The sequence below is a fragment of the Gordonia rhizosphera NBRC 16068 genome (assembly GCF_000298195.1).
Classification (GTDB): domain Bacteria; phylum Actinomycetota; class Actinomycetes; order Mycobacteriales; family Mycobacteriaceae; genus Gordonia; species Gordonia rhizosphera.
In genome coordinates, this window is the sequence record NZ_BAHC01000046.1 from 39392 (window position 1) to 62543 (window position 23152).

General features: G+C 67.6%; 22 protein-coding genes and 1 pseudogene. 13 read left to right on the plus strand and 10 right to left on the minus strand.

The window, feature by feature from the left end:
* Nucleotides 1–114 precede the first annotated feature (114 nt).
* The 7 genes from GORHZ_RS04095 (at nucleotide 115) to GORHZ_RS04120 (ending at nucleotide 5573) form a co-directional block, all read left to right on the plus strand.
* Nucleotides 115–684 carry a TetR/AcrR family transcriptional regulator gene (locus GORHZ_RS04095; protein ID WP_006330607.1) on the plus strand — a complete coding sequence of 190 codons (570 nt, stop codon included), beginning with the start codon at nucleotides 115–117 and terminating at the stop codon, nucleotides 682–684.
* Between the two features lie 111 nt (nucleotides 685–795).
* The gene (locus GORHZ_RS04100) at nucleotides 796–2949 is read left to right on the plus strand and encodes an MMPL family transporter (protein ID WP_006330609.1); all 2154 of its coding nucleotides are present in this window, start codon (nucleotides 796–798) and stop codon (nucleotides 2947–2949) included.
* 68 nt (nucleotides 2950–3017) lie between these two features.
* Complete coding sequence (locus GORHZ_RS04105; RefSeq protein ID WP_006330610.1) at nucleotides 3018–3287, plus strand: metal-sensitive transcriptional regulator; 270 nt, start codon at nucleotides 3018–3020, stop codon at nucleotides 3285–3287.
* A 33-nt stretch (nucleotides 3288–3320) separates the two neighbouring features.
* The gene (locus GORHZ_RS04110) at nucleotides 3321–3731 is read left to right on the plus strand and encodes a DUF302 domain-containing protein (protein WP_006330611.1); all 411 of its coding nucleotides are present in this window, start codon (nucleotides 3321–3323) and stop codon (nucleotides 3729–3731) included.
* A gap of 14 nt (nucleotides 3732–3745) precedes the next feature.
* Nucleotides 3746–4357: a mycothiol-dependent nitroreductase Rv2466c family protein gene (locus tag GORHZ_RS04115; RefSeq protein WP_006330612.1), complete on the plus strand. Its 612-nt coding sequence runs from the start codon at nucleotides 3746–3748 to the stop codon at nucleotides 4355–4357.
* A 1-nt stretch (nucleotide 4358) separates the two neighbouring features.
* Entirely contained in the window at nucleotides 4359–4514 is a 156-nt protein-coding gene (locus tag GORHZ_RS32375; RefSeq protein WP_494516556.1) for a DUF8730 family Cys-rich protein, read from the plus strand.
* Between the two features lie 84 nt (nucleotides 4515–4598).
* On the plus strand, nucleotides 4599–5573 hold the full coding sequence (locus GORHZ_RS04120) for an alpha/beta hydrolase (RefSeq protein WP_040530106.1): 975 nt from the start codon (nucleotides 4599–4601) through the stop codon (nucleotides 5571–5573).
* 12 nt (nucleotides 5574–5585) lie between these two features.
* Here GORHZ_RS04120 and purD read toward each other — a convergent pair whose 3' ends face one another.
* Nucleotides 5586–6839, minus strand: a complete 1254-nt coding sequence (purD, locus tag GORHZ_RS04125) for a phosphoribosylamine--glycine ligase (RefSeq protein ID WP_174347134.1) — start codon at nucleotides 6837–6839, stop codon at nucleotides 5586–5588.
* Between the two features lie 142 nt (nucleotides 6840–6981).
* Here purD and GORHZ_RS04130 point away from each other — a divergent pair, with 142 nt between their 5' ends.
* Complete coding sequence (locus GORHZ_RS04130) at nucleotides 6982–7881, plus strand: hypothetical protein (protein ID WP_006330615.1); 900 nt, start codon at nucleotides 6982–6984, stop codon at nucleotides 7879–7881.
* A 13-nt stretch (nucleotides 7882–7894) separates the two neighbouring features.
* Here the strand turns inward: GORHZ_RS04130 and GORHZ_RS04135 are convergent, their stop codons facing one another.
* The 3 genes from GORHZ_RS04135 to GORHZ_RS04145 all read right to left on the minus strand — a co-directional run bounded on the left by GORHZ_RS04135 (nucleotide 7895) and on the right by GORHZ_RS04145 (nucleotide 12569).
* On the minus strand, nucleotides 7895–9109 hold the full coding sequence (locus GORHZ_RS04135; RefSeq protein WP_051998753.1) for a low temperature requirement protein A: 1215 nt from the start codon (nucleotides 9107–9109) through the stop codon (nucleotides 7895–7897).
* 89 nt (nucleotides 9110–9198) lie between these two features.
* Nucleotides 9199–11289 carry a glycosyltransferase family 39 protein gene (locus GORHZ_RS04140; protein WP_006330617.1) on the minus strand — a complete coding sequence of 697 codons (2091 nt, stop codon included), beginning with the start codon at nucleotides 11287–11289 and terminating at the stop codon, nucleotides 9199–9201.
* Nucleotides 11286–12569, minus strand: coding sequence for a bifunctional glycosyltransferase family 2/GtrA family protein (locus GORHZ_RS04145; protein WP_040530110.1), 1284 nt, complete (start codon nucleotides 12567–12569; stop codon nucleotides 11286–11288). The genes GORHZ_RS04140 and GORHZ_RS04145 overlap by 4 nt, the downstream gene beginning before the upstream one ends.
* A 147-nt stretch (nucleotides 12570–12716) precedes the next feature.
* Between GORHZ_RS04145 and GORHZ_RS04150 the strand changes: the two genes are divergently transcribed.
* Entirely contained in the window at nucleotides 12717–14840 is a 2124-nt protein-coding gene (locus GORHZ_RS04150) for a RecQ family ATP-dependent DNA helicase (RefSeq protein ID WP_006330619.1), read from the plus strand.
* On the opposite strand, the gene GORHZ_RS04155 is transcribed toward GORHZ_RS04150, so the two are convergent.
* Together GORHZ_RS04155 and GORHZ_RS04160 are read right to left on the minus strand one after the other, a co-directional pair.
* Complete coding sequence (locus tag GORHZ_RS04155; protein ID WP_006330628.1) at nucleotides 14821–15207, minus strand: DUF2834 domain-containing protein; 387 nt, start codon at nucleotides 15205–15207, stop codon at nucleotides 14821–14823. The two genes, GORHZ_RS04150 and GORHZ_RS04155, sit on opposite strands and share 20 nt — an antisense overlap.
* Before the next feature lie 96 nt (nucleotides 15208–15303).
* Nucleotides 15304–15729, minus strand: a complete 426-nt coding sequence (locus GORHZ_RS04160) for an HIT family protein (RefSeq protein WP_040530113.1) — start codon at nucleotides 15727–15729, stop codon at nucleotides 15304–15306.
* 80 nt (nucleotides 15730–15809) lie between these two features.
* Between GORHZ_RS04160 and GORHZ_RS04165 the strand changes: the two genes are divergently transcribed.
* The 4 genes and pseudogenes from GORHZ_RS04165 to GORHZ_RS04180 all read left to right on the plus strand — a co-directional run bounded on the left by GORHZ_RS04165 (nucleotide 15810) and on the right by GORHZ_RS04180 (nucleotide 18730).
* Nucleotides 15810–16892 carry a DNA adenine methylase gene (locus GORHZ_RS04165; RefSeq protein WP_245551341.1) on the plus strand — a complete coding sequence of 361 codons (1083 nt, stop codon included), beginning with the start codon at nucleotides 15810–15812 and terminating at the stop codon, nucleotides 16890–16892.
* A 5-nt stretch (nucleotides 16893–16897) separates the two neighbouring features.
* Entirely contained in the window at nucleotides 16898–17737 is an 840-nt protein-coding gene (locus GORHZ_RS04170; RefSeq protein ID WP_006330631.1) for a hypothetical protein, read from the plus strand.
* A gap of 114 nt (nucleotides 17738–17851) precedes the next feature.
* Nucleotides 17852–18281 (plus strand): annotated as a pseudogene (locus tag GORHZ_RS04175) (DUF899 family protein).
* 11 nt (nucleotides 18282–18292) lie between these two features.
* Complete coding sequence (locus tag GORHZ_RS04180; protein WP_006330634.1) at nucleotides 18293–18730, plus strand: VOC family protein; 438 nt, start codon at nucleotides 18293–18295, stop codon at nucleotides 18728–18730.
* A 98-nt stretch (nucleotides 18731–18828) separates the two neighbouring features.
* Here the strand turns inward: GORHZ_RS04180 and GORHZ_RS04185 are convergent, their stop codons facing one another.
* The 4 genes from GORHZ_RS04185 to GORHZ_RS04200 form a co-directional block, all read right to left on the minus strand.
* On the minus strand, nucleotides 18829–20322 hold the full coding sequence (locus GORHZ_RS04185; RefSeq protein ID WP_006330635.1) for a sensor histidine kinase: 1494 nt from the start codon (nucleotides 20320–20322) through the stop codon (nucleotides 18829–18831).
* Entirely contained in the window at nucleotides 20319–21065 is a 747-nt protein-coding gene (locus GORHZ_RS04190) for a response regulator transcription factor (RefSeq protein WP_006330636.1), read from the minus strand. Before GORHZ_RS04190 ends, GORHZ_RS04185 begins: the two co-directional genes overlap by 4 nt.
* A gap of 65 nt (nucleotides 21066–21130) precedes the next feature.
* Nucleotides 21131–22324: a winged helix DNA-binding domain-containing protein gene (locus GORHZ_RS04195; protein WP_006330638.1), complete on the minus strand. Its 1194-nt coding sequence runs from the start codon at nucleotides 22322–22324 to the stop codon at nucleotides 21131–21133.
* Nucleotides 22321–22719, minus strand: coding sequence for a RidA family protein (locus GORHZ_RS04200; RefSeq protein WP_040530118.1), 399 nt, complete (start codon nucleotides 22717–22719; stop codon nucleotides 22321–22323). The genes GORHZ_RS04195 and GORHZ_RS04200 overlap by 4 nt, the downstream gene beginning before the upstream one ends.
* Between the last annotated feature and the right edge of the window lie 433 nt (nucleotides 22720–23152).

A 23152-nucleotide genomic window follows, 5' to 3' on the forward strand; every position in this document is an offset into this window, starting at 1 on the left:
CTTCGCTCGGCGTTGTCACGCCTCGAGCAGCAGTGATGTCAGTGGTGATGTCACCTTCTGACATCACCAACCGTACGCCTGATGTCAGGTCCTGTCATCACGTATTCTCGACGGGTGGGACGATGGCCGACGGGATCACGCGAGCGCCTCCAGGGGGCGGCTCTCGCACTGTTCGTCGAACGTGGCTACGACGAGACGTCGGTGGCCGACATCGCCGCACGCGCAGGGGTCACCGAACGCACGTTCTACCGCCACTTCGGCGACAAGCGAGAGGTCCTGTTCGACGGCGGACACAGCCTCGAGAACGCCATCGTCGAGAGCCTCGCGTCATGCCCACCCGATCTGCCACCCCTGGATGCGATCGGCCAAGCCCTCGATCACGCCGCCGCGCGGTTCTTCGATGACCCTCGATTACCGTTTGCGCGCGAGCGACAGTCGGTGATCGGCGCGAATCCCGAACTCCAGGAACGAGAGTCACTGAAGATGACGTCGCTCACCGCAGCGGTGTCACGGTGCCTGCAGACCAGAGGGTCCGATGAGACGACCGCACGCCTGGCCGCCGAGATGGGGATCGGAGTGTTCAAGGTGGCGTTCGCCTGCTGGGTCGCCCCCGGCAACACAGAGCCCCTCACCACCCACCTTCGCGAATCGCTCACGCGACTGCGCCGCGTCGCCGGACAATAGTAGTCGAAGTCACACTGCCGACGGCCCGTGAACGCCTTGCCGCCAGATACCCCCTAGGGTATCGTCAGCGGCCATACAGGGATACCCCCCTGGGTATACGGAGAGGAACTCGTGACAACAACGACAGAAACGGACGCCTCGTCCGAAAAAGAGAAACAGCTAGGTGCGCTCGGCCGACTGGGCGACTGGACCGCAACCCATCGACGCTGGGTGTTCGCCATCTGGGCGCTCCTCGTGGTCGGGCTGGGCGCAGCGGCCCCATCGGTCTTCAACTCCCTCGCCGGCGCCGGCTGGCAGGCCAACGGATCGGAATCGGTCCAGGTCCGCGAACTGGCCCAGGAACACTTCGGCGGCAACTCGTCGGCGGCCGTGCAGGTCGTGATCCACTCCGAGGACCTGCAGGTCACCGACCCGCAGATGCAGCAGGTCGTCACCGAGATCACCGACATCGCCAGCTCCGACGACCGTTTCGCCGAGGTCGTGCCGCCGCAGCCGGGCATGACGATCAGCCAGGACGGCCACACCGGCATCGTGCTGATCGGCGCCGGTCAGGACAGCACGACCGACGACATGGTCAAGGCCGTCGACGATCACAAGGAAGAACTGACGGCCCTGTCGGGCAATGGGATCGACGTGTATCCCACCGGCGCATCCGCGCTGTGGAGCGATTTCAACGAGGCCAACCACGAGGCCATGATCAAGGCCGAGATGTTCTCCTGGCCGATCACCCTGGCGATCATGGTCATCGCCTTCGGCTCGCTGGTCGCCGCCGGCCTGCCGCTGCTGCTGACCATCGCCGGCCTCGTCGCCTCCGCCGGTGGCCTGGTGCTGTTGAATGCGGTCACGCCGATCTCGGTGTGGGCCATGAACTTCGCCATGATGTTCGCCCTCGCGCTCGGTATCGACTACGCGCTGTTCATGGTGTCGCGCTTCCGCGCCGCGATGATGGTGCATGACACGCCACGCCACGCCACCATCGAGACGATGGCCACCGCGGGCAAAGCCGTGTTGCTGTCGGGGCTGACGGTTCTGGTCAGTCTGTCAGCGGTCCTGTTGGTGCCCGCACCGGCGGTCCGCACGATGGCCATCGGCATCATGCTCGCCGTCATCTTCGTCCTCGCCGCCACGATGACACTGCTCCCTGCGGTCATGGCCGCACTGGGACCGAAGGTGAACGCCGGCTCACTTCCGTGGGCCAAGAAGCAGCAGCACCACTCCCCGGTGTTCGAGAAGTGGGGCCACCTGCTGCACCGCCACCCGTGGCCGTTCGCGATCGTCTCGCTGGCCATCCTGATCCTCCTGGCGCTGCCGGTGTTCGGACTGAAGGTCGCGATGCCGTCGATCAACGTCGTCCCCGAGGACGCCCCGGTCCGCCAGGGCTATGCGCTGGTGCAGGAGCAGATGGGTGAGGGCGCTCCCGGCGCACTGCAGATCGTCGTGCCCGAGGCCGACGCCGCCGCCACCGCCGAAGCCGCCGCACAGTCGACCGGAATCGCGATGGTGACCCCGCCGCAGACCGCGCCGGACGGCTCCGGATACGTCATGATGTCCGCGATCCCGTCGGTGGATCCGTCGGACGACCAGATGGGTCAGATCTTGTCCGACCTGCGTGAGACGCTGCCGGCCGATGCCCTGGTCGGCGGTGCGCCGGCCGAGAACCTCGACCTGCAGCAGGCCCTCAACGACTGGTTCCCGGTCGTCGTCGCGGTGATCTTGTCCCTGGGCTTCCTGCTCCTGCTGGTCGCGCTGCAGGCCCCGCTGATCGCTCTGTTGGGTACTTTGGTCAGCCTGCTGTCCACCGCCGCGGCCTTCGGTGTGGCGAAGCTGATCTTCCAGGACGGCCACGGCGCCGGCCTGCTCGGCTTCGACGCGCAGGGCTTCCTGGACGGCTGGGGCCCGGTGTTCTTCTTCGCGATGATCTTCGCCATCGCCATGGACTACACCGTCTTCCTGCTGGCGACCGCCAAGGAGCACTACGAGCACACCGAGGACCCGATGCACGCGCAGATCAATGGTCTCGCCTACTCGGGACGCATCATCTTCGCCGCCGCCGCGGTCATGGTCGCCGTGTTCTTCACGTTCGCGCTGGCCGACCCGCTGCCGCCGAAGGAGATGGGCATCATCCTGGGTGTCGCGGTCCTGCTGGATGCCACGCTGATCCGACTGATCCTGCTGCCCGTGCTGCTGCGCATCACCGGGCACGGCGCCTGGTGGAGCCCGGCATGGCTCAAGAAGATCCTGCCGAACATCTCCTTCAGCCACTGATCCGGGCGCATCAGATACCCCATGGGGTATACTGGGACCAGCTATTTCATCATGGAAGGAGAACCACAATGGTAGGTGATCAGGAGTCCAATACCGTGGTGCTCAACCGGCTGCGACGCGCACACGGACAGCTCGCGGGAGTGATCTCGATGATCGAGCAGGGACGCGACTGCAAGGACGTCGTCACCCAGTTGGCCGCGGTCTCGCGCGCCCTCGATCGCGCCGGATTCAAGATCGTGGCCACCAGCCTGCGGCAGTGCCTGACCGGAGACGAAACCGACAACGGCGAGCCGATGACCGAGGAGCAGCTCGAGAAGCTGTTCCTGACGCTCGCCTGATTCACCGCAACAACCGGAGAGAAAGGACCGAACATGCAGCTCGGATACACCACCACTCTGCAGACCACCTTCGACGAGGCGGTCACCCGCACCCGAGATGCGTTGGCCGAACAGGGTTTCGGTGTGCTCACCGAGATCGATGTGCAGGCCACGCTGAAGAAGAAGCTCGACGAGGACATGGAGCGCTACCTCATCCTCGGCGCATGCAACCCGACGCTGGCCCACGGCGCCCTCGGCGTCGACCGGCAGATCGGTTTGCTGCTGCCCTGCAACGTCGTCGTCCGCGACGATGCCGAGAACGCCGGAACCGTCATCGTCGAGGCGATGAACCCCGACATCATGGTGGCGGTCACCGATGCCCCGGGTCTGCCCGAGGTCGCGGCCAAGGCCTCGGAGAAGCTGCAGGCCGCGATCAGCGCGCTGTCGGCCACGGTGCCGAGCTGAATCTGATGTATCCGATGTCCGACCAATCCCACACGGTGGAGATCAACGTCGATCCACTGTGCCCGTTCGCCTGGGTGGCTTCACGCTGGCTGGACGGGGTCGCCGAGCGTCGCGGAGTCTCGGTGGCGTGGAAGCAGATGAGTCTCGCGGTCCTCAACGAGGGCCAGGAACTCGACGCCGAGCGCGCCGCGCGGATGGAAATCTCGTGGCGCGCTGGGCGACTGCTCGCCGCAGCCGCCGATGCATCCGACGTCAAGGATCTGTACATGGCGATTGGTCGACGTCTACACACCGAAGGACTCGAGTTCACCGACGAGCTCGCCCGATCCGCACTCGTAGAAGTCGGGTCTGATCCCTCGCTCGTCTCCGTGATGAACGACGCGTCCCGCGACGATGCCGTCCGCAAGGCGCATCGCCTGAGCCAGGAGGCACTCGGGGGCACCGCGGGCACGCCGATCATCGTGATCGACGGCCGGGCGTTCTTCGGTCCGGTGCTCACCGAGATCCCTTCACCGTCGGAGGCCGACCGGCTCTTCGACGCCCTCACGACCCTGGCCGGAATCCCGGCCTTCGCCCAGATGGAGCGGCCGATGGTCGGCCCTCCCAACCTCCAGGAGAATTTCTGACATGTGTTATCCGGTTCGCTGCAATGAATGCAACAAGGTGACGTGGTCGGGGTGCGGAATGCACGTCGATGACGTCAAGGCATCGGTCCCCCCGGCCCAATGGTGCTCGGGCCATGCCCCGGCATCCCAGGCTTCGGTGTACCGCCGACAGAGCTGACGCTGACCGGCGCATCGTCGGTTTCGGTGTCGCGGCGCCGGCTCGGTTCGAGCATGTCGCCAGGCGCCAGTAACCTGTTACCCGATGAGCACCGATCCGGCCACATCAACCCGCGGAGTTCATGATTCGACCGCGACCGACTCGCCCGACCGCTTGAGCGGCCGGGCGAGTCGTCGTTCGTTGTTGGTCGGCGGGATGGGCGCGGCGCTGACCGGCGGACTGGCCGCGTGCTCGACGACACCGGCGGCCACGGTGGCGCCCCGCAACCTCGAGACCCGGGCCGCCGACGACGAGCTGCCCTCCGATACCAGCCCGGTTCCGTCGCCGGGTGGTCCTCCAGTGGTCACCGGGAGTTTCGTGTCGGCCAAGATGGGCGGCCGCGAGACGCGCTGGGCCGCCGTCCGCCCGTCGGGGGTGTCGGGACAGCTGCCCGTCGTCGTCGTGCTGCATGCACTCAACACCAACGAGAGGTCGATCTTCTCGTCGAAACTGGACATCCAGAGCGTCCTGCAGCGTTATGTCGACGCGGGCAACCCGCCGTTCGCGATCGCGGCGGCCGACGCGGGGCGGAACTACTTTCACCAGCGCGCCGATGGCACCGACGGTGCGGCAATGGTCCTCGACGAGTTCATCCCCATGCTGGCATCGAACGGCGAGCTGAACGTCTCCACCGAGCGGCTCGGCCTTTTCGGCTGGTCGATGGGCGGCTACGGCGCACTGCGGATCGGCGCGTTGCTCGGTTCTCCGCGGGTGGCCGCGATCGCGGTCAGCTCGCCGGCGCTATGGGCCGACCCACGCAACTTCCCATCGCGCGCCTTCGACTCCTACGAGGACTACCAGGCGAATTCGCTGTTCGGCCGGCAGGAGGAGTTCGCGAAGATCCCGCTCCTCATCTCGATCGGTTCATCCGACCAGTTCTTCACCTACACACGGCAGTGGGCGGCCGGACTGCACCCGCCGGCCGCGTTCGGAACCTCGGCGGGCGGTCACACCAACCGGTTCTGGCGCAGCGTGCTGCCCGAACAAGTCGAGTTCCTCGGACGCAACCTCGCCCGCTGAGGTCGCGTCGGCTCAGATGCTGATCTTGCCGTCGAGGGCCGCCTTACCGATGTCGGTGCGGTGGTGGGAGCCGGGCAACCTGATCTTCGCGATGCGCTCGTAGGCCTGCGCGCGCGCCTCCGCGAGATCCGCACCCGTCCCGACGACAGCCAGCACCCGTCCGCCCGACGACACGACCGCACCGTCGGCGTTGCGGGTCGTGCCGGCATGCAACACACCCTCTGCGTCGGCGCCGGTGATCACGTCCCCGACCCGCGGGGTGCCGGGGTAGTTCTCGGCGGCGACCACCACCGTGACCGCCGCGCCGTCGGACCACTCCAGCGGCGGCAGCTGATCGAGGGTTCCCGTCGCCGTCGCGTTGAGAGCTTGTCCCAGTGGTGATTTCAGCAGCGCCAGCACGGCCTGGGTTTCCGGGTCACCGAAGCGGCAGTTGAATTCGACGACGGCGGGTCCGTCTTTGCCGATCGCGAGGCCGGCATAGAGCAGCCCGGAGAAGGGCGTACCGCGCTTCGCGAGTTCCGCCGCGACGGGTTTCACGACGTCGTCGACGATCTGCCGGGTCACCTCGTCGGGCAGCCACGGCAGCGGGGTGTAGGCGCCCATGCCGCCGGTGTTGGGCCCGGAGTCGTTGTCGCCCACCCGTTTGTGATCCTGTGCGGGGATCAGCGGCACCACGTCCTCGCCGTCGACCAGCGAGAACAGCGACACCTCCGGGCCGTCGAGGAAGCTCTCGAGCAACACCGGATGACCGTTCTCGAGCAGTTCGGCCGCATGGTCGCGGGCCGCGGACCGATCCTCGGTGACCACCACGCCCTTGCCGGCGGCCAGGCCGTCGTCCTTGACCACCCAGGTCGGGCCGAACCGGTCCAGGGCGGCGTCGAGTTTGGCGGGGTTGTCGACGATCTCGCTGTGCGCGGTGCGAACGCCCGCCGCCGCCATCACGTCCTTGGCGAAGGCCTTCGACCCCTCGATCTGCGCGGCGGCCGCGTCCGGACCGAACGTCGCGAACCCCGCCTCCCGCAGCGCATCGGCGACGCCGAGGACCAGCGGCACCTCGGGTCCGATGACGACCAGGTCGGCCTCGACCCGCCGCGCCAGGTCGACGACCGCCGTCGGCGACGCGACGTCGACGGGATGGTTGGTGGCGATCGTCGAGGTTCCCGCGTTGCCCGGTCCGACGTGGAGTTCGGTGACCGACGGGTCCTTCGATAGTCCGATGAGCAGGGCATGTTCGCGGCCGCCCGAGCCGATCACGAGTACGCGCACGGTGACGACTCTAGTGGGCAGGTCGTGGCTCTGCCCGTTCCTCCCCCAGAAGCCCGATCGTCCCCTTTCTGCAACCGGAGAGCGATCGGAATGTCGGGGGAAGTACCGATGGTGGGCCTAGAGTGAGGCCGAGGAGCCGACCATGACAGCACCGACGCAGTCACCGCAGCGCATGCCCCAGCTGAACAACGCCCTGGGCACCTATCGCACCCTGCGGCTGGGCATGGTCATGCTGGTCCTCATGCTCGGGGTGGGCATCCTCCTCGACGCCGGCCGGCACGACTGGTGCTTCCAGACCTCGATCAGCGCCTACTACTTCACCGCGATCCACGCCGTGTTACTCGGCATGGTGTGCGCGCTCGGCGCCTGCCTCATCGCCTACAAAGGCAACTCCGACACCGAGGACGTGCTGCTCGACACCGCCGGGTTCCTCGCGCTCATCGTCGCGTTCGTGCCGACCGCCCGGCCCGGCGAGCCCGGGTCTGCCTGCGAACCCTACGGATTCGAGGCCGGGCTCAGCGACGCCGCCATCCGCACCTCGATCGCCGCCCTGTTCATCGTCACGGTGGTGGCGCTCATCGGGCAGATCGTGGTGGGCCGGCTGACCCGCACGGTCGAGCCGTGGACGCCGCTGGGCAATGTGGCGCGGGTGATCGGCGGTGTCATCGCGATCACCGTGTTCGTCATGTACTTCTTCCCGGACTTCTTCGCCCGCTACGCACACGGCATCGCCGCGGTCACCATGTTCGTCCTCATCGGTGTCGTCGTCGCCTGCAACGCCTACCTCGCCGCCAAGCAGTACGGGACCTGGCGCAACAAGTACTCGATCATCTACGGCGTGATCGCGATCGCGATGATCCTGACCGCGGCCCTGGTGGTGGTGCTGCACCTGTGGGCCCGCTGGCCGTACGCGATCCTTTTCGTGGAGGCCGCATTGCTATTCGAGTTTGCGCTCTTCTGGATCGTGCAGACGGTCGAGCTGTGGAACATCGACGACCGGCGCTGCATGATCCCGCCGTCGCAGAGCGTCGCCCCGCTCTGAACGCGCCGCCCACTCAGTAGTCGACCTCCACACCGATCGACGCCAGCGCACGCGCCTTCCGCGCCACACCGAAGATTTCGTCGAGCACCACGATCAGCACCGGCGCCAAGGTCGCGACGACGATGGCGACGATCACCGATATCCCCACGGCGGCGAGCCAGACCGCCGCGACCAGCAGTGCGGCGGCGCCGAGTCCGAGCAGCAGGCTCAGCGGGTCGAACGGCAGTAGATAGTCGTACATCGCGAGCAACCCGAGGCAGTAGACGCCGAGCGGCACCGCGACCGTCGCGACGACCGCCCCGGCCCCGACGTGCACCTCGTGCTCGAAATAGAGCGCCGCGACGTGCAGACCGGCACCGACGCCGGCCGCGGCCATGAAGATGACGATGTGGCCATATCCCCACCCGAAGCTCTTCTCCCGATGGGCGTGCAGCGCATAGCCCACCGGCACAATGAAATACATCCACCACATCGCGAAGGTGACGCCCATCGACGCCAATCCGAGAACGGCGGTCTGTACCGACCAGCCCTCGACCTCGACGATCGCACCCAGCACCGCGACCGTTCCGACGACACCCTCACCCAACGTGACAATGGTGAGCAGCCCGTAGCGCTCGGCGATGTGATGGGCGTGCCACGGCGTGCCCCCGGTGGACCGTTCGGCGATGAACGGCCCGGCGAACTCGACCGCAATGCACGCGATCATCGCGAGCAGTGTGGCGAGCGGCGCCATATCGGCGATCAGCACCGCGATCCAACCGATCTGGGCGACCAGCGTCATCCCCGCGTAGATCAGGCAAGCCCCGCGATACCGCTCGCTCTGTGCCGCGGCACGCAGCCACTGCGCGACCATTCCGACGCGCATGACGATGTAGCCGATCACGAGGACGTGGTTGTCGACATGCTCGTCGTGACCCAACGAGTCGAAGACCTGTGGGATGCCGAGCGCGATGATCGCGACACCGATCATCTGGACCAGGGTGACGAGCCGGAAGAACCAGTCGTCGGTGTCGAAGGCCGACGCGAACCACGCGAAGTTGATCCACGCCCAGATCGCGGCGAAGGTACAGAGCAGGTACCCGAAGATCGCTGCCTGGTAGTGACTCTCGGCGAGTTGATGGGCGAGCTGCGCGGCGGCCGCCGCGAATGCGACGACGAAGACGAGGTCGTAGAACAGTTCGAGACTGGTCGCGACCCGCCCCTCCTGGTGCGGGTCGCGACCGGTCATCCGTCGCAGCGGGTGTCCGATCCTGGTCGTCACAGGCGAAACTCTAAGGCGTTCGGCTCCGTGACGCGCGGATCAGACCGCCGGCCGATTCATCCGGTGGGCGCGGTCAGATCGTAGATCGTCGTCCCGCCGACCGTCTGCGCGGTGAAGTTCTCCTGCACCCACGCGGCGATCTGCGCGGACGGCCGCGACCCGTCGGAGTTGCCGAAGCCGCGGCCACCGCCGATGAAGTAGTGGATCTTGTTCTCCTCCACCAGCTTCTTGAACTCATCGAGCGTCGGCGACGGATCGGTGCCGTTGAACCCGCCGATCGGCATCACCGAGTAGCCGGATTCGAGCTGGAAGCCCGATGCATGATTCGATCCGACCGCGGCTGCCACCCACGTGTAGTTGTCGGCGTCGGCCTGCAACATCGCGACGAGTTCGGCACTCGGACGTGAACCCGACAAGAGCCCGCCCGGTCCACCTCCCATGCCGCCCTCGGCGCCGGGTCCGGCGAAGCCAGCCGCGTTCGGCACGCCGCCCGGCATCGCCGTCCCACCGGGGCCGGCCATCTGCGTGCCGGCTGGTGCGCCCGGTATACCGCCGCGCATGCCACCCGGATCCCGCCCGCCACCGGGACCGAATTCCCCGCTGACGCGCGGTCCGGCACTGACGATCGACCCCTGGGTTGACTGGCCGACGGTGTAGAGGGTGTAGGCCACCGGCCCGGCGAGCGCGGCCGCGACCGCGGTGACCAGAGCCAGCACCGACAGGTACGGCCGGTGCGCCACGAGCATCACGAGGCCGCCGACGATCCCGACGATGAGCACCATCGGCCGCAGCCACGGCACGAAATCGGGTGAACGGGCCAGCAACGCGAAGCCCCAGATCGCCGCGATCCAGACACCGGCGGCGAGCACGATCCGCACCCACAGCCGGTCACGCGCCGACCAGCAGACCGCCCCGCCGCCGACGGCCACCGCCGCCACCGCGGGCGCCAGCGCCATCGTGTAGTAGCTGTGGAAGATGCCGGCCATGAAGCTGAACACACCCATGGTGACCAGCAGCCACAGGCCCCAGACCGCCAGGTAGGGGCGGCGCAGATCGGTGCGCGGGGCCTTCCCGATGATGACCAGCGCGGCGATCCCGACGATGAGCGCGGTCGGGATCAGCCAGGCGATCTGCCCGCCCTGGGCCGGCTCGAACATGCGCAGCAGGCCGGTCTGGCCCCACATACCGCCACCGCCACCCGGACGGCCACCGGGACCACCGCCGAACCCGCCGTCGGCGCCGAGGTATCCGCCGGGCGCGCCGTAACCGCGCGCACCTCCGGGCACCACACTGCCCGTTTCGTTGCCGTTGAGGCGACCGAAACCGTTGTAGCCGAGGGTGAGTTCGAGGATCGAGTTGTTCTGCGACCCGCCGATCCACGGGCGCGACGATGCCGGCCACAGCTCGACCGCCAGAATCCACCAGCCGGCGCTGACGATGAGCGCCCCCAGCGCGGCGAACAGATGACCGATCCGCTTGACCCAGGTGTGCTGCCCGAAGGCGAGGTAGGTGATCGCCAGCGGCGGCACAACGAGCATCACCTGCAGCTGCTTGGTGAGGAAACCGAAACCGACGAACACGCCGGTCAGGATCATCCAGCGCAGGCGACCGTCCTCGATGGCCTTGAGCGTCGCCCAGACGGCGGCGACCATCAGCAGGACCAGCAGCGCGTCGGGGTTGTTGAACCGGAACATCAGCGCGGCGACCGGGGTGACCGCCAGGGTCGCCCCCGCGAGGATGCCGGCCCAGTGCCCGAAGTATTTCTTGGTGATCAGGTAGAGCAGCGCGACCGCCGCGACACCCATGAGTGCCTGCGGCACCAGGATGGCCCACGAGTTGAGACCGAACACCCGCACCGAGAGCGCCGGAATCCACAGAGACATCGGGGGTTTGTCGACGGTGATGGAGTTGGCCATATCCGACGACCCGAAGAACCACGCCTTCCACGACTGCGAGCCGGCCTGGATCGCCGCGGAGTAGAAGGAGTTGGCCCAGCCGTTGGCCGACAGGTTGACCAGGTACAGGATGCCGGTGCCGACCAACAGAGCAGCGAGCGAGACCGGGTGCCACACACGGGCGTTCCGCCCGGACGCGGGTGCGTCGGGCGGAACGGCGGCGGTACCGGGTCGGTCGATGACCGTACTCATTCGGCGGCCCCTTCGATCGTCGGCTGCGCGGGCGTGCGGTGCAGGTGCCCGCGGAACACCCAGCGCAGTCCGATGAAGCGGGTCATGGTGGCGACCAGGTTGGCGACGACGAGAACGGCGAGTTCGACGTGTTTGGTGGCATCGGGGGCGACAGAGTGCAGCAGCACCAGCGAACCGGCGGTGACCGCCCAGCCGAAGACGAACACGCCGAGGCCGAACAGCTGATGGCGTACCGCACCCTCGCGACCGGAGATGCCGAAGCTGAACCGTCGGTTGGCGGCGGTGTTGAGCACCGCGGTGATCGCCAGCGCCACGAAGTTCGACACCTGCGCACCCAGCACCGCGTGCAGCATCAGGTAGAGCACCGCGTAGGCGATGGTGGAGGCCACGCCCACCACGGCGAACCGCGCCAACTGACCGATCAGCCCGTGGGGCACACCGTCGAGCTGCGGCCCCGGTGCCCGGTCGCGGCCGATGGTCGAGCGCAGCTCGGCGATGGGCAGCCGTCCGGTCGCCAACGCGTACCCGACGCGGGCGCAGCCCTTCAGATCGGCGGTCGCGGTCGCGACGATGTCGACGGTACTGTTCGGGTCGTCGACCCAGTCGACCGGCACCTCGGCGATGCGCAACCCGATCCGCTCGGCCAACACCAGCAGCTCGGTGTCGAAGAACCAGCCAGTGTCCTCCACATACGGCAGCACCTGCCGCGCGATGTCGGTGCGCATCGCCTTGAACCCGCACTGCGCGTCGGAGAACTTTGCGCGCATCGTCGTCTTGAGGATCAGGTTGTAGGAGCGGGAGATGAACTCGCGCTTGGGTCCGCGCACCACCCGCGACGACCGCGCCAGACGGGTGCCGATCGCGATGTCGGAGTGCCCGGAGATCAGCGGCGCGATCAACGGCATCAACGCGTTGAGATCGGTCGAGAGGTCGACGTCGCAATAGGCGACGATCTCGGCGTCGCTGGCCCGCCAGACCGCGTTCAGCGCACGTCCCCGCCCCTTCTGGTCGAGATGCACCACCCGCAGACCGTCGATCTCGTCGACGAGGCCGGCGGCGATCGCCAGGGTGGCGTCGGTGCTCGCGTTGTCGGCCACGGTGATCCGCGACGGATACGGGACACACGCCCGCAGGTGCTCGTGCAGGCGGCGCACCGAACCCGCCACGTCGATCTCTTCGTTGTACACCGGAACGACGATGTCGAGGACCGGAGCCGACACCGAACTGTCGGCCACGATCACCGCCGTCGAGCCGGTCGTCGGGAGTGCTTGCGCTGTCATGTCTACGACTATCGACGGCCAAGCTACGCCCACTCTGCGTCGAAGCTGTCAGCTTCCTGTGAGCGTTTGCCCAGCGTGGCGGGGATGTCGCAGGGTCCGGTGGGCACCCGGGGAACGGTGTCGGAGCGGGCCGATAGATTCGGAGCCATGTCGTCATCGCCCGCCCAGCTGTCCGCACCGCAGCACGACGCCGCCACGCGCGTGATCGAAAGTCTCGCCGGTGCCGGCGCGCGTCTACGAGACGACCAGCTCACCGCGGTGTCAGCGCTGCTGGCACCGGCCGCCCGCGTCCTGGTGGTGCAGGCGACCGGCTGGGGCAAATCGGCGGTCTACTGGGCGGCCACCGCGATCATCCGCGCCGGCACAGCAGCCACCGCGCAGCCCTCGGGGCAGGGCGGTCCCACGCTGATCGTGTCGCCGCTACTGTCGCTGATGCGCGACCAGGTGGGCGCGGCGCAGCGCGCCGGGCTGCAGGCGGCCACCCTCAACTCGTCGAACGTCGACGAGTGGTCGGCGATCGAATCACAGCTGCGGGCCGGTGACCTCGACGTGTTGCTGGTCTCCCCGGAACGGCTCGCCAACCCGGGGTTCGGTCGCCGCGTGCTCGACGCGCTGGCCGGGCAGCTGGGCCTGTTGGTCATCGACGAGGCACATTCGATCTCCGATTGGGGTCACGACTTCCGGCCCGACTATCGACGGGTCTCCGACGTGCTGCAGCGGCTGAACCCGGACACTCCGGTGCTCGCCACGACGGCCACCGCGAACGCCCGGGTCACCGACGACGTCGCCGCGCAGCTCGGTGCGCACACCCTCGTGCTGCGCGGTCCGCTCGCGCGGAAGTCCTTGCATCTCAACGTGATCGATGGGTTGTCGCCGATCGAGCGGTATGCCTGGGTGGCGCAGTACCTGCCGAGTCTGCCCGGGTCGGGGATCATCTACGTACTCACCGTCGCCGACGCCGACCGCCTCGTGGATGCGATCCGAGCGGTGCACGGCGACGAGTGCGCGGTCGCCGCCTACACCGGGCAGCTCGACGGTGAGGACCGCCACCGGCTCGAGAATGCGTTGCTGCGCAACGAGGTCAAGGCACTGGTCGCCACCTCCGCGCTCGGCATGGGGTATGACAAACCCGATCTCGGGTTCGTCGTACACGTCGGCTCCCCGCCCTCGCCGGTCTCCTACTACCAGCAGGTGGGTCGCGCCGGCCGCGCCCTCGACGACGCGGTGGTGATGCTGCTCGCCTCGGCCACCGACGACGCCATCTGGGAACACTTCGCCACCGCGACCATCCCCGACCCGGACCGGATGCGGAGGCTGCTCGACACGCTCGGCGACGCCGACGGCCCGATGTCGGTGCCGCAGTTGGAGTCATCGACCGGGTACCGGCGGGGACGGGTCGAGCTGATGCTCAAGCAGCTCGCGGTGGACGGGGTGACCGATCGGGGCCCCGACGGCTGGGAGGCGACCGGGAAACCATGGTCCTACGACGCGGAACACTACGACGGTGTGCTGGCGGTCCGTCGTCGGGAGGCCGACATCATGCGCTCCTACGTCGCCGGCCGGGAGTGCCTGATGCAGCTGCTCACATCGTCGCTCGACGACCCGGCCGCGGCTGCCTGCGGCCGGTGTTCGGTGTGTCGGGGCCGGCTCACCGAACCACTGTCGGCGGACGTGTCGTCGGCGACCGTCCGCACGATCACCGGTTCGCTACGCCGCTCGGCGCTGCTGCTCGAGCCGCGAAAGATGTGGCCCGGCGGCGCATTCGGCACCCGCGGCCGAATCCCCGCCGGCCTCGCCGCCGAACCGGGCCGGGTCCTCGCGCACGCCGACGCGCCGGAGTGGACCGACCTGCTCGCCGACGCGCGGCGCGGCGATCACCAGGCGCTGACCGACCTCGGCGACGCCGCGGTCGCGACCCTGTCGGCATGGGTACGCGATGCGGGGCTGCGGCCGGACGTGATCGTATCGCTGCGACTGACCGGGACGGTGCTGGCGGACGAGGTCACCGAACATCTGTGCACGGTGGGCCGCCGTCCGGGACTGACGTTCCCGGTGAAGATGGGCGACGGCCCGGGCCGGGACGCGACGGGTGCCACCGAGGCGCTCTACTGGCGCGATCACCTCGGCGAGGTCCCCGACGTGACCGGACAGTCGGTGCTGCTCGTCGTCGACGAGAACGGTTCCGGCTGGCCGATCACGCTGGCCGCCGCTTCGCTGCGGGAGGCCGGGGCGACCGCGGTCATGCCGCTACTCATCCACCGGACGGTGTAGGTCCACCATCTCGGTCGATCTCGGCCCCGAACCTGTCCCGGACCAGCAGGAAGAACGGTATGGCGGTGGCGATCCCGACACTGAAGGTGAGCACCACCGACGCCGCCCACCAGCGCAGGATGCCGAGTCGTCTCGCCTCCGCGAACGCCCAGACGTGGAAGCCGACGACGACGTAGGTGAGGTCGACCATCGCGAATCGGCCCGGTGTCGTCTTGACGATGTCGCCGCCGAAGAAGTCGCCCACGGATCGCCAGCCGTTGCGTCGGATGTAGGGCACCGCGATGGCGTTCTGGTTCACGAACGCCGCCAGGAAGACGACGATGAGTGCGCGCCGCCGCCAAGGGTTCGCGGACTCTGGAGTGGTCACCGCGCTCCTCCTCGGTGTGCACGCCAATTCATCCAATTCATCTGGTGTCGATGGTCGGCGTTGCCGATCGGTCTGGGGTGCCGGGCAGTCGGTGGATCAGTCGGCGACGTATTCGCGGTAGCCGGTGTCGATCAGCGCCTGCCGGATCTTGTCGGCGGCGGCGTCGAGGTCGGCGGGATCGGGATTCTTGTCGGCGAGTGCGAGGTCGAAGGTCTCCAGGGAAAGCGCCGGGAACACGTGGATGTGCACGTGTGGCACCTCGAGACCGGCGATCAGCATGCCCATCCGCGGTGCACCGAACGCCTCCTTGACCGCGCGGCCCACCTTCTGGGCAACGTCGGTGAGGTGGGTGAACGACGCGGTATCCATCTGCTCCCAGTGGTCGACCTCCTTGCGGGGCACCACGAGTACGTGACCGGGGGTCACGGGGTTGATGGTGAGGAACGCGACCGCCTGACCGTCGCGCCACACGAACCGTCCGGGCAGTTCTCCGTTGATGATCATGGTGAAGACCGATGCCATGGGCACAGTCTAGGGGTATCGGGGTCGGCACCCGACGTGTTGTCGCCGGGCTGTCGGGGCGCCATGACATCCTTTTCCCTGTGAGTCGATCGGAGTTCACCCGCACCGTGGGTTCGACGGATGTCGTCGCCACCGCCCAGCGGTTCCCCCGGCTGCGCTACATGGGTTCGAAGTACCGGCTACTCCCGCATCTCGAGCGCACCTTCGCCGAGATCGGAGGTGGGACCGCTGTCGACGCGTTCTCCGGGTCGGGTGTGGTGTCCTACCTGCTCAAGGCGCAGGGGTTCCGGGTATTGAGCAACGACTTCCTGACCTTCCCGCACATCATCACCCGGGCCACCGTCGCCAATTCGAGCATCCGGCTCGAACCCGAACTCGTCGACGAGATCTGCGGACCGCCGGCCGATGACCGCGATTTCATCCGCTCGACCTTCGACGGTCTCTACTTCACCGCAGAGGATCGCGCCTTCCTGGATTCGGCCTGGTCGCATATCGACCGCATCCGCGGTTACCGGCGTGACCTCGCGATCTCCGCGTTGGTGCTATCCGCCGCGCGCAAGCAGCCGCGCGGTGTGTTCACCTTCACCGATTCGTCGCGCTACGCCGACGGGCGCCGCGACCTACGGATGTCGTTGCGCGACCATTTCCGGCTGCGTGCGGCCGGCGAGTACAACGCGACCGTGTTCAGCAACGGACAATCCAACCGCAGTGTCTGCGGTGACATCTTCGACCTGGATCTGTCGGGGCTGGGTTCGGCTCCCGACCTCGTCTACCTCGATCCGCCGTACGCACCGCCCACCGACGACAACGACTACATCAAGCGCTACCACTTCCTCGAGGGGTTGTCCGCGTACTGGCGCGGCATGACGATCATGGAACACACGAAGACCAAGAAGCTCACCAAGCGCCACACCCCGTTCGCCTACAAGCACACCATCGAAGACGCGCTGGTCCGCACATTCGAACATTTCGACGATGCCGGCGCGATCGTGTTGTCCTACTCGTCGAACGCGCTGCCCGGGCCGGAACGCATCACCGACCTGCTGGGCAAGGTCAAACCATCCGTGGAGGTGATCGCCATCGACCACAAGTACAGTTTCGGCACGCATGCGTCAGCCACCCGGCGCGACGTGAGCGAGTACCTGTTCATCGGCCGCGACTGAGCACGATGAGTGACGCCGGAGACTTCGACGCCTATCTGAAGACGCTGGGCCGCCTGACTTCTCATGTCGACCCGACCGCGTCGACGCCCGAGGCCGACCGGATCACGTCGGCCACCTACAGTCTGGGTGAGCTTCTCGACACTGACGTCGCGGGCCTCGCGGCCTGGGTCCGCGACCACCCCGCCGATGTTCCGGTTCTCGGGCTGGCGGTCGGGCTGTCGCAGGAGAAGCTGAAGAACGTCCTGCGTGACCGCTTCGGCACCACCGGCTGGCACGGCGTCGCCCGGACGCAACCGGTGGACCTGGTCACCTGGCTGGACACCGAGTTCGACCTGGTCCGGATGTTACGCACCCAACTCGACCGCACCTTCACCTTCGCGGACATCTTGGTGGCACGCGCCGGCAGCCGGGTGACCGCGGCCCGCGCCGGTGCATCGGGACGACGCATCGAGGACGAGATCGAGTCCATCGCATACGATCTCGGACTCGACTACGTGACGCGCTCACGCTTCACCGGCCGCAACGGGCGCACCGCACCGGCCGACCTGATCATCGGTGACCCGGACACCGCCGACATCGTCGTCGCGGCGAAGGGTTTCGATTCGACGGGTAGCAAGCTCACCGACGCGGTCCGCGAGATCGAAGAGATGGCCGAGGTTCGCCTGCCCCGGCAACTCGTGCTCGCCGTTATCGACGGGATCGGCTGGAAGTCACGGCAATCCGACCTCCGGCGCATTCATCAACTGTGGGCCGACCGACAGATCGACGGCATGTACACACTGGTCAGCCTCGACCGATTCCGCGACGACGTCCGCGAGTTCGCCACTCTGCGCCGACTGACCTGACAGCATCGACCGGGGTGCCAACATCCTCCGACCGCTGAGGTGCGAGCGTAGCGAGCTGCGATGAGTTTCGACGTCGACCAAGGTCAACATCTCTGCAGAGAAAGGGGACGACTCATGACGTATGGCATGCCCTCGGTGGTCGACGGGCAAACGTGGCGTGAGGCCCTGGCCGAGCTACGGGTCCGTGAGAAGGCCGCCACCCGGGAGCTCGACGCGATCGCCGCGCAGCGACGACGTCTGCCCATGGTAGAGCTGCCCGACTACACACTCGTCGGCGGAGAGTTCCTTCGGTGCCGACGTCGACGCCGCGCCCGGCGAAGGTTTCGCACTCAACGTGTTCCTGAGGAACAGTGACACCGTCTACCGCACCTGGCACACCACGGGCCGCGGAGTCGAGCAGGTGAGTCACACGTTCCCGCTCATCGACGTCTTGCCCTACGGACGCGGGGAGGAATGGCAGGACTCACCCGACGGCTGGCCGCAAGGGCCCACCTACGCGGGCTGGCTGGACTCACCCGACGTGGCTCGGCTTTACGGACAGTGACGGTCGTTGCCATGGCCATCAAACTCGAAAACGTCGGAATCGCGGTGCGCGACCTCGAGGCGACGATCGCCTTCTTCACCGATCTCGGTCTCACCGTGCTCGGCAGGGACACGGTCAGCGGCGAGTGGACCGACACGGCCGTCGGGCTCGACGGCAACCACGCCAAGATCGCGATGCTGCAGACACCGGACGGGCAGGGTCGCCTCGAACTCTTCGAGTACATCCACCCTGAGGCGATCGAGACCGAACCCACCCTGCCCAACGAGATCGGCATGCACCGCGTCGCCTTCTCGGTCGACGACATCGACGCAGCCCTCGAGATCGCCGCGAGGCACGGCTGCCACCCGCTTCGCGGCGTGGCGAATTACCAGGACGTGTACAAGCTCACGTATGTGCGCGGCCCCAGCGGCATCCTCGTAATGCTCGCCGAGGAACTCGGCAAGCGCTGACGCCACGACGGTTCGGCCCGCCGGACTGCATTGCCTTCGTGGCGCTCGGACGGCGCCTCGCTCCTCAGGGACCCGCGGAGCATTCCGGGCTCTTCGTGTCAGTCGGTGCGACGCGGCAACCGCACCCAGAAGGTCGATCCCACGCCCTGGGTCGACTCCACCCCGACCGCGCCGCCATGCGCATGCACGAGCGCGGCGACGATCGACAACCCCAGTCCACTCCCGCCGCCACGGTCACCCCGGTGCCGCGATGAATCCCCGCGATAGAAGCGCTCGAACACCCGCGAGGCATCTTCGGGAGCGAGTCCCTGCCCGGTGTCGGCGACGGTGAGCACCACATCGTCGTGCCCATCGGAGGTGTCCACCGCCACGCCGACGGTGATGGACGCCTCGTCCGGCGTGTGCGCGATGGCGTTGTTGATCAGGTTGCGCAGTACCTGCAGCAGCCGCGGAGCATCGCCGGTCACCATCGGCGGTTCCTCCGTCTCGCCGATCTCGAGCGAGATGGCGCGTTGCGGCGCCGCCGCCTTCGCACTCTGCACCGCGTCGGCTGCCAGGCCCAGAATGTCGACCGGCTGTTCGGCGATCGGACGGTGCGCGTCGAGCCGCGCCAGCATGAGCAGGTCCTCGACGAGAAGTCCCATCCGTCCGGCCTCGGTGTCGATGCGTCCCATGGCGTCGGGGACGTCGGACACGGCCCCCTGTTTGTACAGTTCGGCGAATCCCTTGATGGAGGTCAGCGGGGTCCGCAGCTCGTGACTCGCATCGGCGATGAACTGCCGCATCTTGACCTCGGAGGCGCGTGCCTCCTGCTCGGATGCCGCGGTGCGGGCAAAGGCCCGCTGGATCTGGCCGAGCATGGTGTTCAGCGACGCAGACAGACTGCCCACCTCGGTGTTGGGCGGCGCCGGCGGCACCCGCATGTTCAGGTTGCCGGCCGCGATCGCATGGGCGGTTTCCTCGACGCGCCGCAGTGGCCGCAGGCTGGAACGGACGAGCAGATAGCTCAGCGCGCCGATGACCAGAACGACGAGCGTCCCGATCCCGAGTTGCAGCCACATCAGCCGCGACAGGGTGGCGTTGACGTCGGTGAGCGGGGTCGCGACGACGGACACGCCGTTTGCGTTGCTGGTCCTGGCCGCCCGCCACTCGGGTCCGTCGCCACCGGCCGATCCGATGGTGACCGGGCGCGAATCACCGGCGGGGAGGGCGGAGATATCCGGTTGACTCGAGAAGTCGTTGTTGATGATGGTGTCGCCGTTGGTGAGCACGGTCATCGCGAAGAACTGAGACGGCGGCCGGCGCGGACCGGGGCTGGGTCCGTCGGTCGGCTCGTTGATGTGATCGCGTGGGCGCGCCCAGGTCTGCAGTGCGTTGATGAGTTCGCCGTCGGTGCGGGAGATCAGGTCCGACTTCATGGCTGAGGTCACCGCGAGCCCGGAGGCGAGCAGCCCCAGCACCACGAGCACGAGGGTGAGCGCCACCAGCGAGATCCGCAGGGGAATCCCGCACCTGGGTTTCGCCGCTGCCGCGCTCGGTGCCGCGGCGACGGGTTCGGTCCGTCGGTCGACCGGTGCGCCGAGGGCGGTCACTCTCGTGGCTCACGCATCACGTAGCCCACACCGCGCAGGGTGTGGATAAGGCGCTTGTCACCGGTGTCGAGCTTGCGACGAAGATAGGACACATACGACTCGACCACGTTGACCTCGCCACCGAAGTCGTAGTTCCACACGTGGTCGAGGATGCGGGGCTTCGACAGCACCGTGCCGGCGTTGACCATGAAGTAGCGCAGCAGGGTGAATTCGGTGGGCGACAGCGCCACGAGTTTGCCGGCCTTCCACACCTCGTGGGTCTCGTCGTCGAGTTCGATGTCGGCGAAGGTGATCCGCGAGGACTCCTTGGCCTGTTCATCGAAGCCGCTGCGCCGGAGCACCACCTGCAGACGTGCGACCACTTCCTCGAGTGAGAACGGTTTCGTCACGTAGTCGTCGCCGCCGATGGTCAGCCCGTTGACCTTGTCCTCGACGGAGTCGCGCGCGGACAGGAACAGCGCCGGGGCGTCGATACCGTCGGCTCGGAGCCGACGCAGCAGACCGAATCCGTCCATGCCCGGCATCATCACGTCGAGGATCAAAGCGTCGGGCTTGAAGGTACGGCAGCGGTCGAGGGCGGCGGGTCCGTTGTCGGCGGTCGTGACCTCGAAGCCCTGGAACTTCAGCGACACCGACAGCAGTTCCCGGATGTTCTCCTCGTCGTCGACGACAAGTACCTTCGCTCCCAAGTTTTTCGCCTCTTCGCTGCGCACCGGTTGACTCATGCCCTGACTCTCCCCCATCAGACTGCCACGAGTCTGGATGCTCGCTGGGAGATTTCTGTGAATGTCTACCTGCGACGACGTCGTCAGCCGTCCCGCATGAAGGGCGCGGGGAAGCCAGGAGTTGGACGGACGTCACCCAGCCAGTCCTCGAGGCGGCCGGCGGCGTCTGTCAGGGCGCGATTTGCCGTCCGGGACAGCTCCTCGAGGAGGATCAGCTCGATACGGCCGTCGCCTCGGTGCTGACGCCACCCGCCGACGATACGCCCGTCCCACCACGCCGTCTGCCCACCGTTGCCGTTGCGGTCGAAGACCCGTCCGGCGTGCGGTCCGAGGAAGAAGTCGCGCCGCTTCCAGCCCATGGTCGTCGCATCGAGCTCGGGGAGCAGGAAACCCTGGGGCTCAACGGGGTCGTCGTCGTCGAGGTCGTCGGCGAGGAGGTAGCCAACGTCACCACCCTCGAGGTCGACCCCGACGACGTCGAGTCCGGCGAGGGCCTCGCGCACCGCCCGCTTGGTCGACCCGAGCCACCACACCAGATCGGTTTCGGTGCCGGGACCGAAGGACCGGAGCCAGCGCTCGATCAGGGCCCGGTGCCCGTCTGCGACCGACACGGTCGGGAGGTTCGTGCCGAGCCACGCGGGCATCGACACCCAGGTGGGTTTCGACTGATGCCAGCCCACCGATCCGGCATTCTTCCCCCGCACGATCTCCCCGGCGGCACTCATCATGTTCAGCACCCGCGGCCCCATCGGTGTCCGCGCACCCCACGACCTTCCCTCACCCTGTACGACGTGGCCGCCGAGGGCCGGTAACCGTTCACGCAGCTGCGTCGACGTCCGGGCCACCCCATCGGCCAGATCCTCGAGTACCGCGGCCCGTGCCGCGTCGATCCAGGCGTCCGGGTCCGCGAAATCCGGACTGCGCCGCAAGTCACGGAGCATGTTGGTCCGTTCCGACGCGGCGACCCGGGGGCCGATCCCGCCGACCGCCTCGGCCAATGTCGGGCGAGTGAACACGAACAGGGTCCGCCTCATGGCGAGCTGTTTCACCAGAGAGCGGTCGTCGTAGAGGGCGGTGGTCATGGTGTCCGGCGCGAAGCCGTCGATGCGTGCCCACGCCGACAGGTAGACGGTCGACGGTGTGGTGGCGTGCAGCCCGACCAGCGCGTCGGCCACGTCGGTCACCGACTCGGCGTGGGTTTCGATGGCCAGCAGGTGACGGCGGAGCAGTCGGGTCCGGCGCTGCGCGTCGGTGATCGCCGGGCGGGCCGCAATCATTCTTGCGGTGCGGCGATCGCCTCGATCTCGACGAGCTGGTCGTCGTAGCTCAGGACGGTCACACCCAGCATCATCGCCGGCGGCACCGGATCGCCGAACTCCGCGGCCACCTCCTGCCAGGCGACAACGAGGTCGGCCTGCAGGCGTTCGGCGACATAGACGGTGAGTTTCACGACGTCGGCGAGTGACGCGCCGCGCTCGGCGAGAACGCCGGCGAGATTCTGCAGACACTGCCGGGTCTGCCCGACCACGTCTCCGGGCGTCGTCACGATGCCCTGCCCGTCGACCGGGCTGATCCCCGCCGTGAACACCAGGGGCCCGGGTCCCACGGTCGCGCTGTACGCGAACCCGTGGTCCGGAAGTGTGGTCGACCCGTGCAATCGGACTCGTGACATATCCGGATCGTACGTCGTGTCGCGATGGGAAAGCGCCCGGTGCCGTACCCCGCTACGGCACCGGAGCGCCCCCGTTCGTGACAGATCCCGTCCGGGAACGGCTGCAGCCATTGCGCGACACGCACCCCCGACATGGTGATGCGATCGCATCACCGCATGTCGTGCAACGGCCCCAGCCCACGCGTTCGATGGCGGTCTCACGCGTTGCCACCAGTCCACCCCTCGCGCGGGCCCGGGTCCAGCCGCGCTCCGGATATGCGACCAAACGCGCTGATCAGGGTCAGATCGCACATTCCGGACCGGACACCGGATCTGTCCGGACAGACGCGAACCGGACCGGGTGTCATTCGGATGGACCACCTTGCGGTGGCGGCGGCCACGTAGATTGGCAACGACGCGCACGTTCGTCGCATCATGGGTGACGATTGTGTCG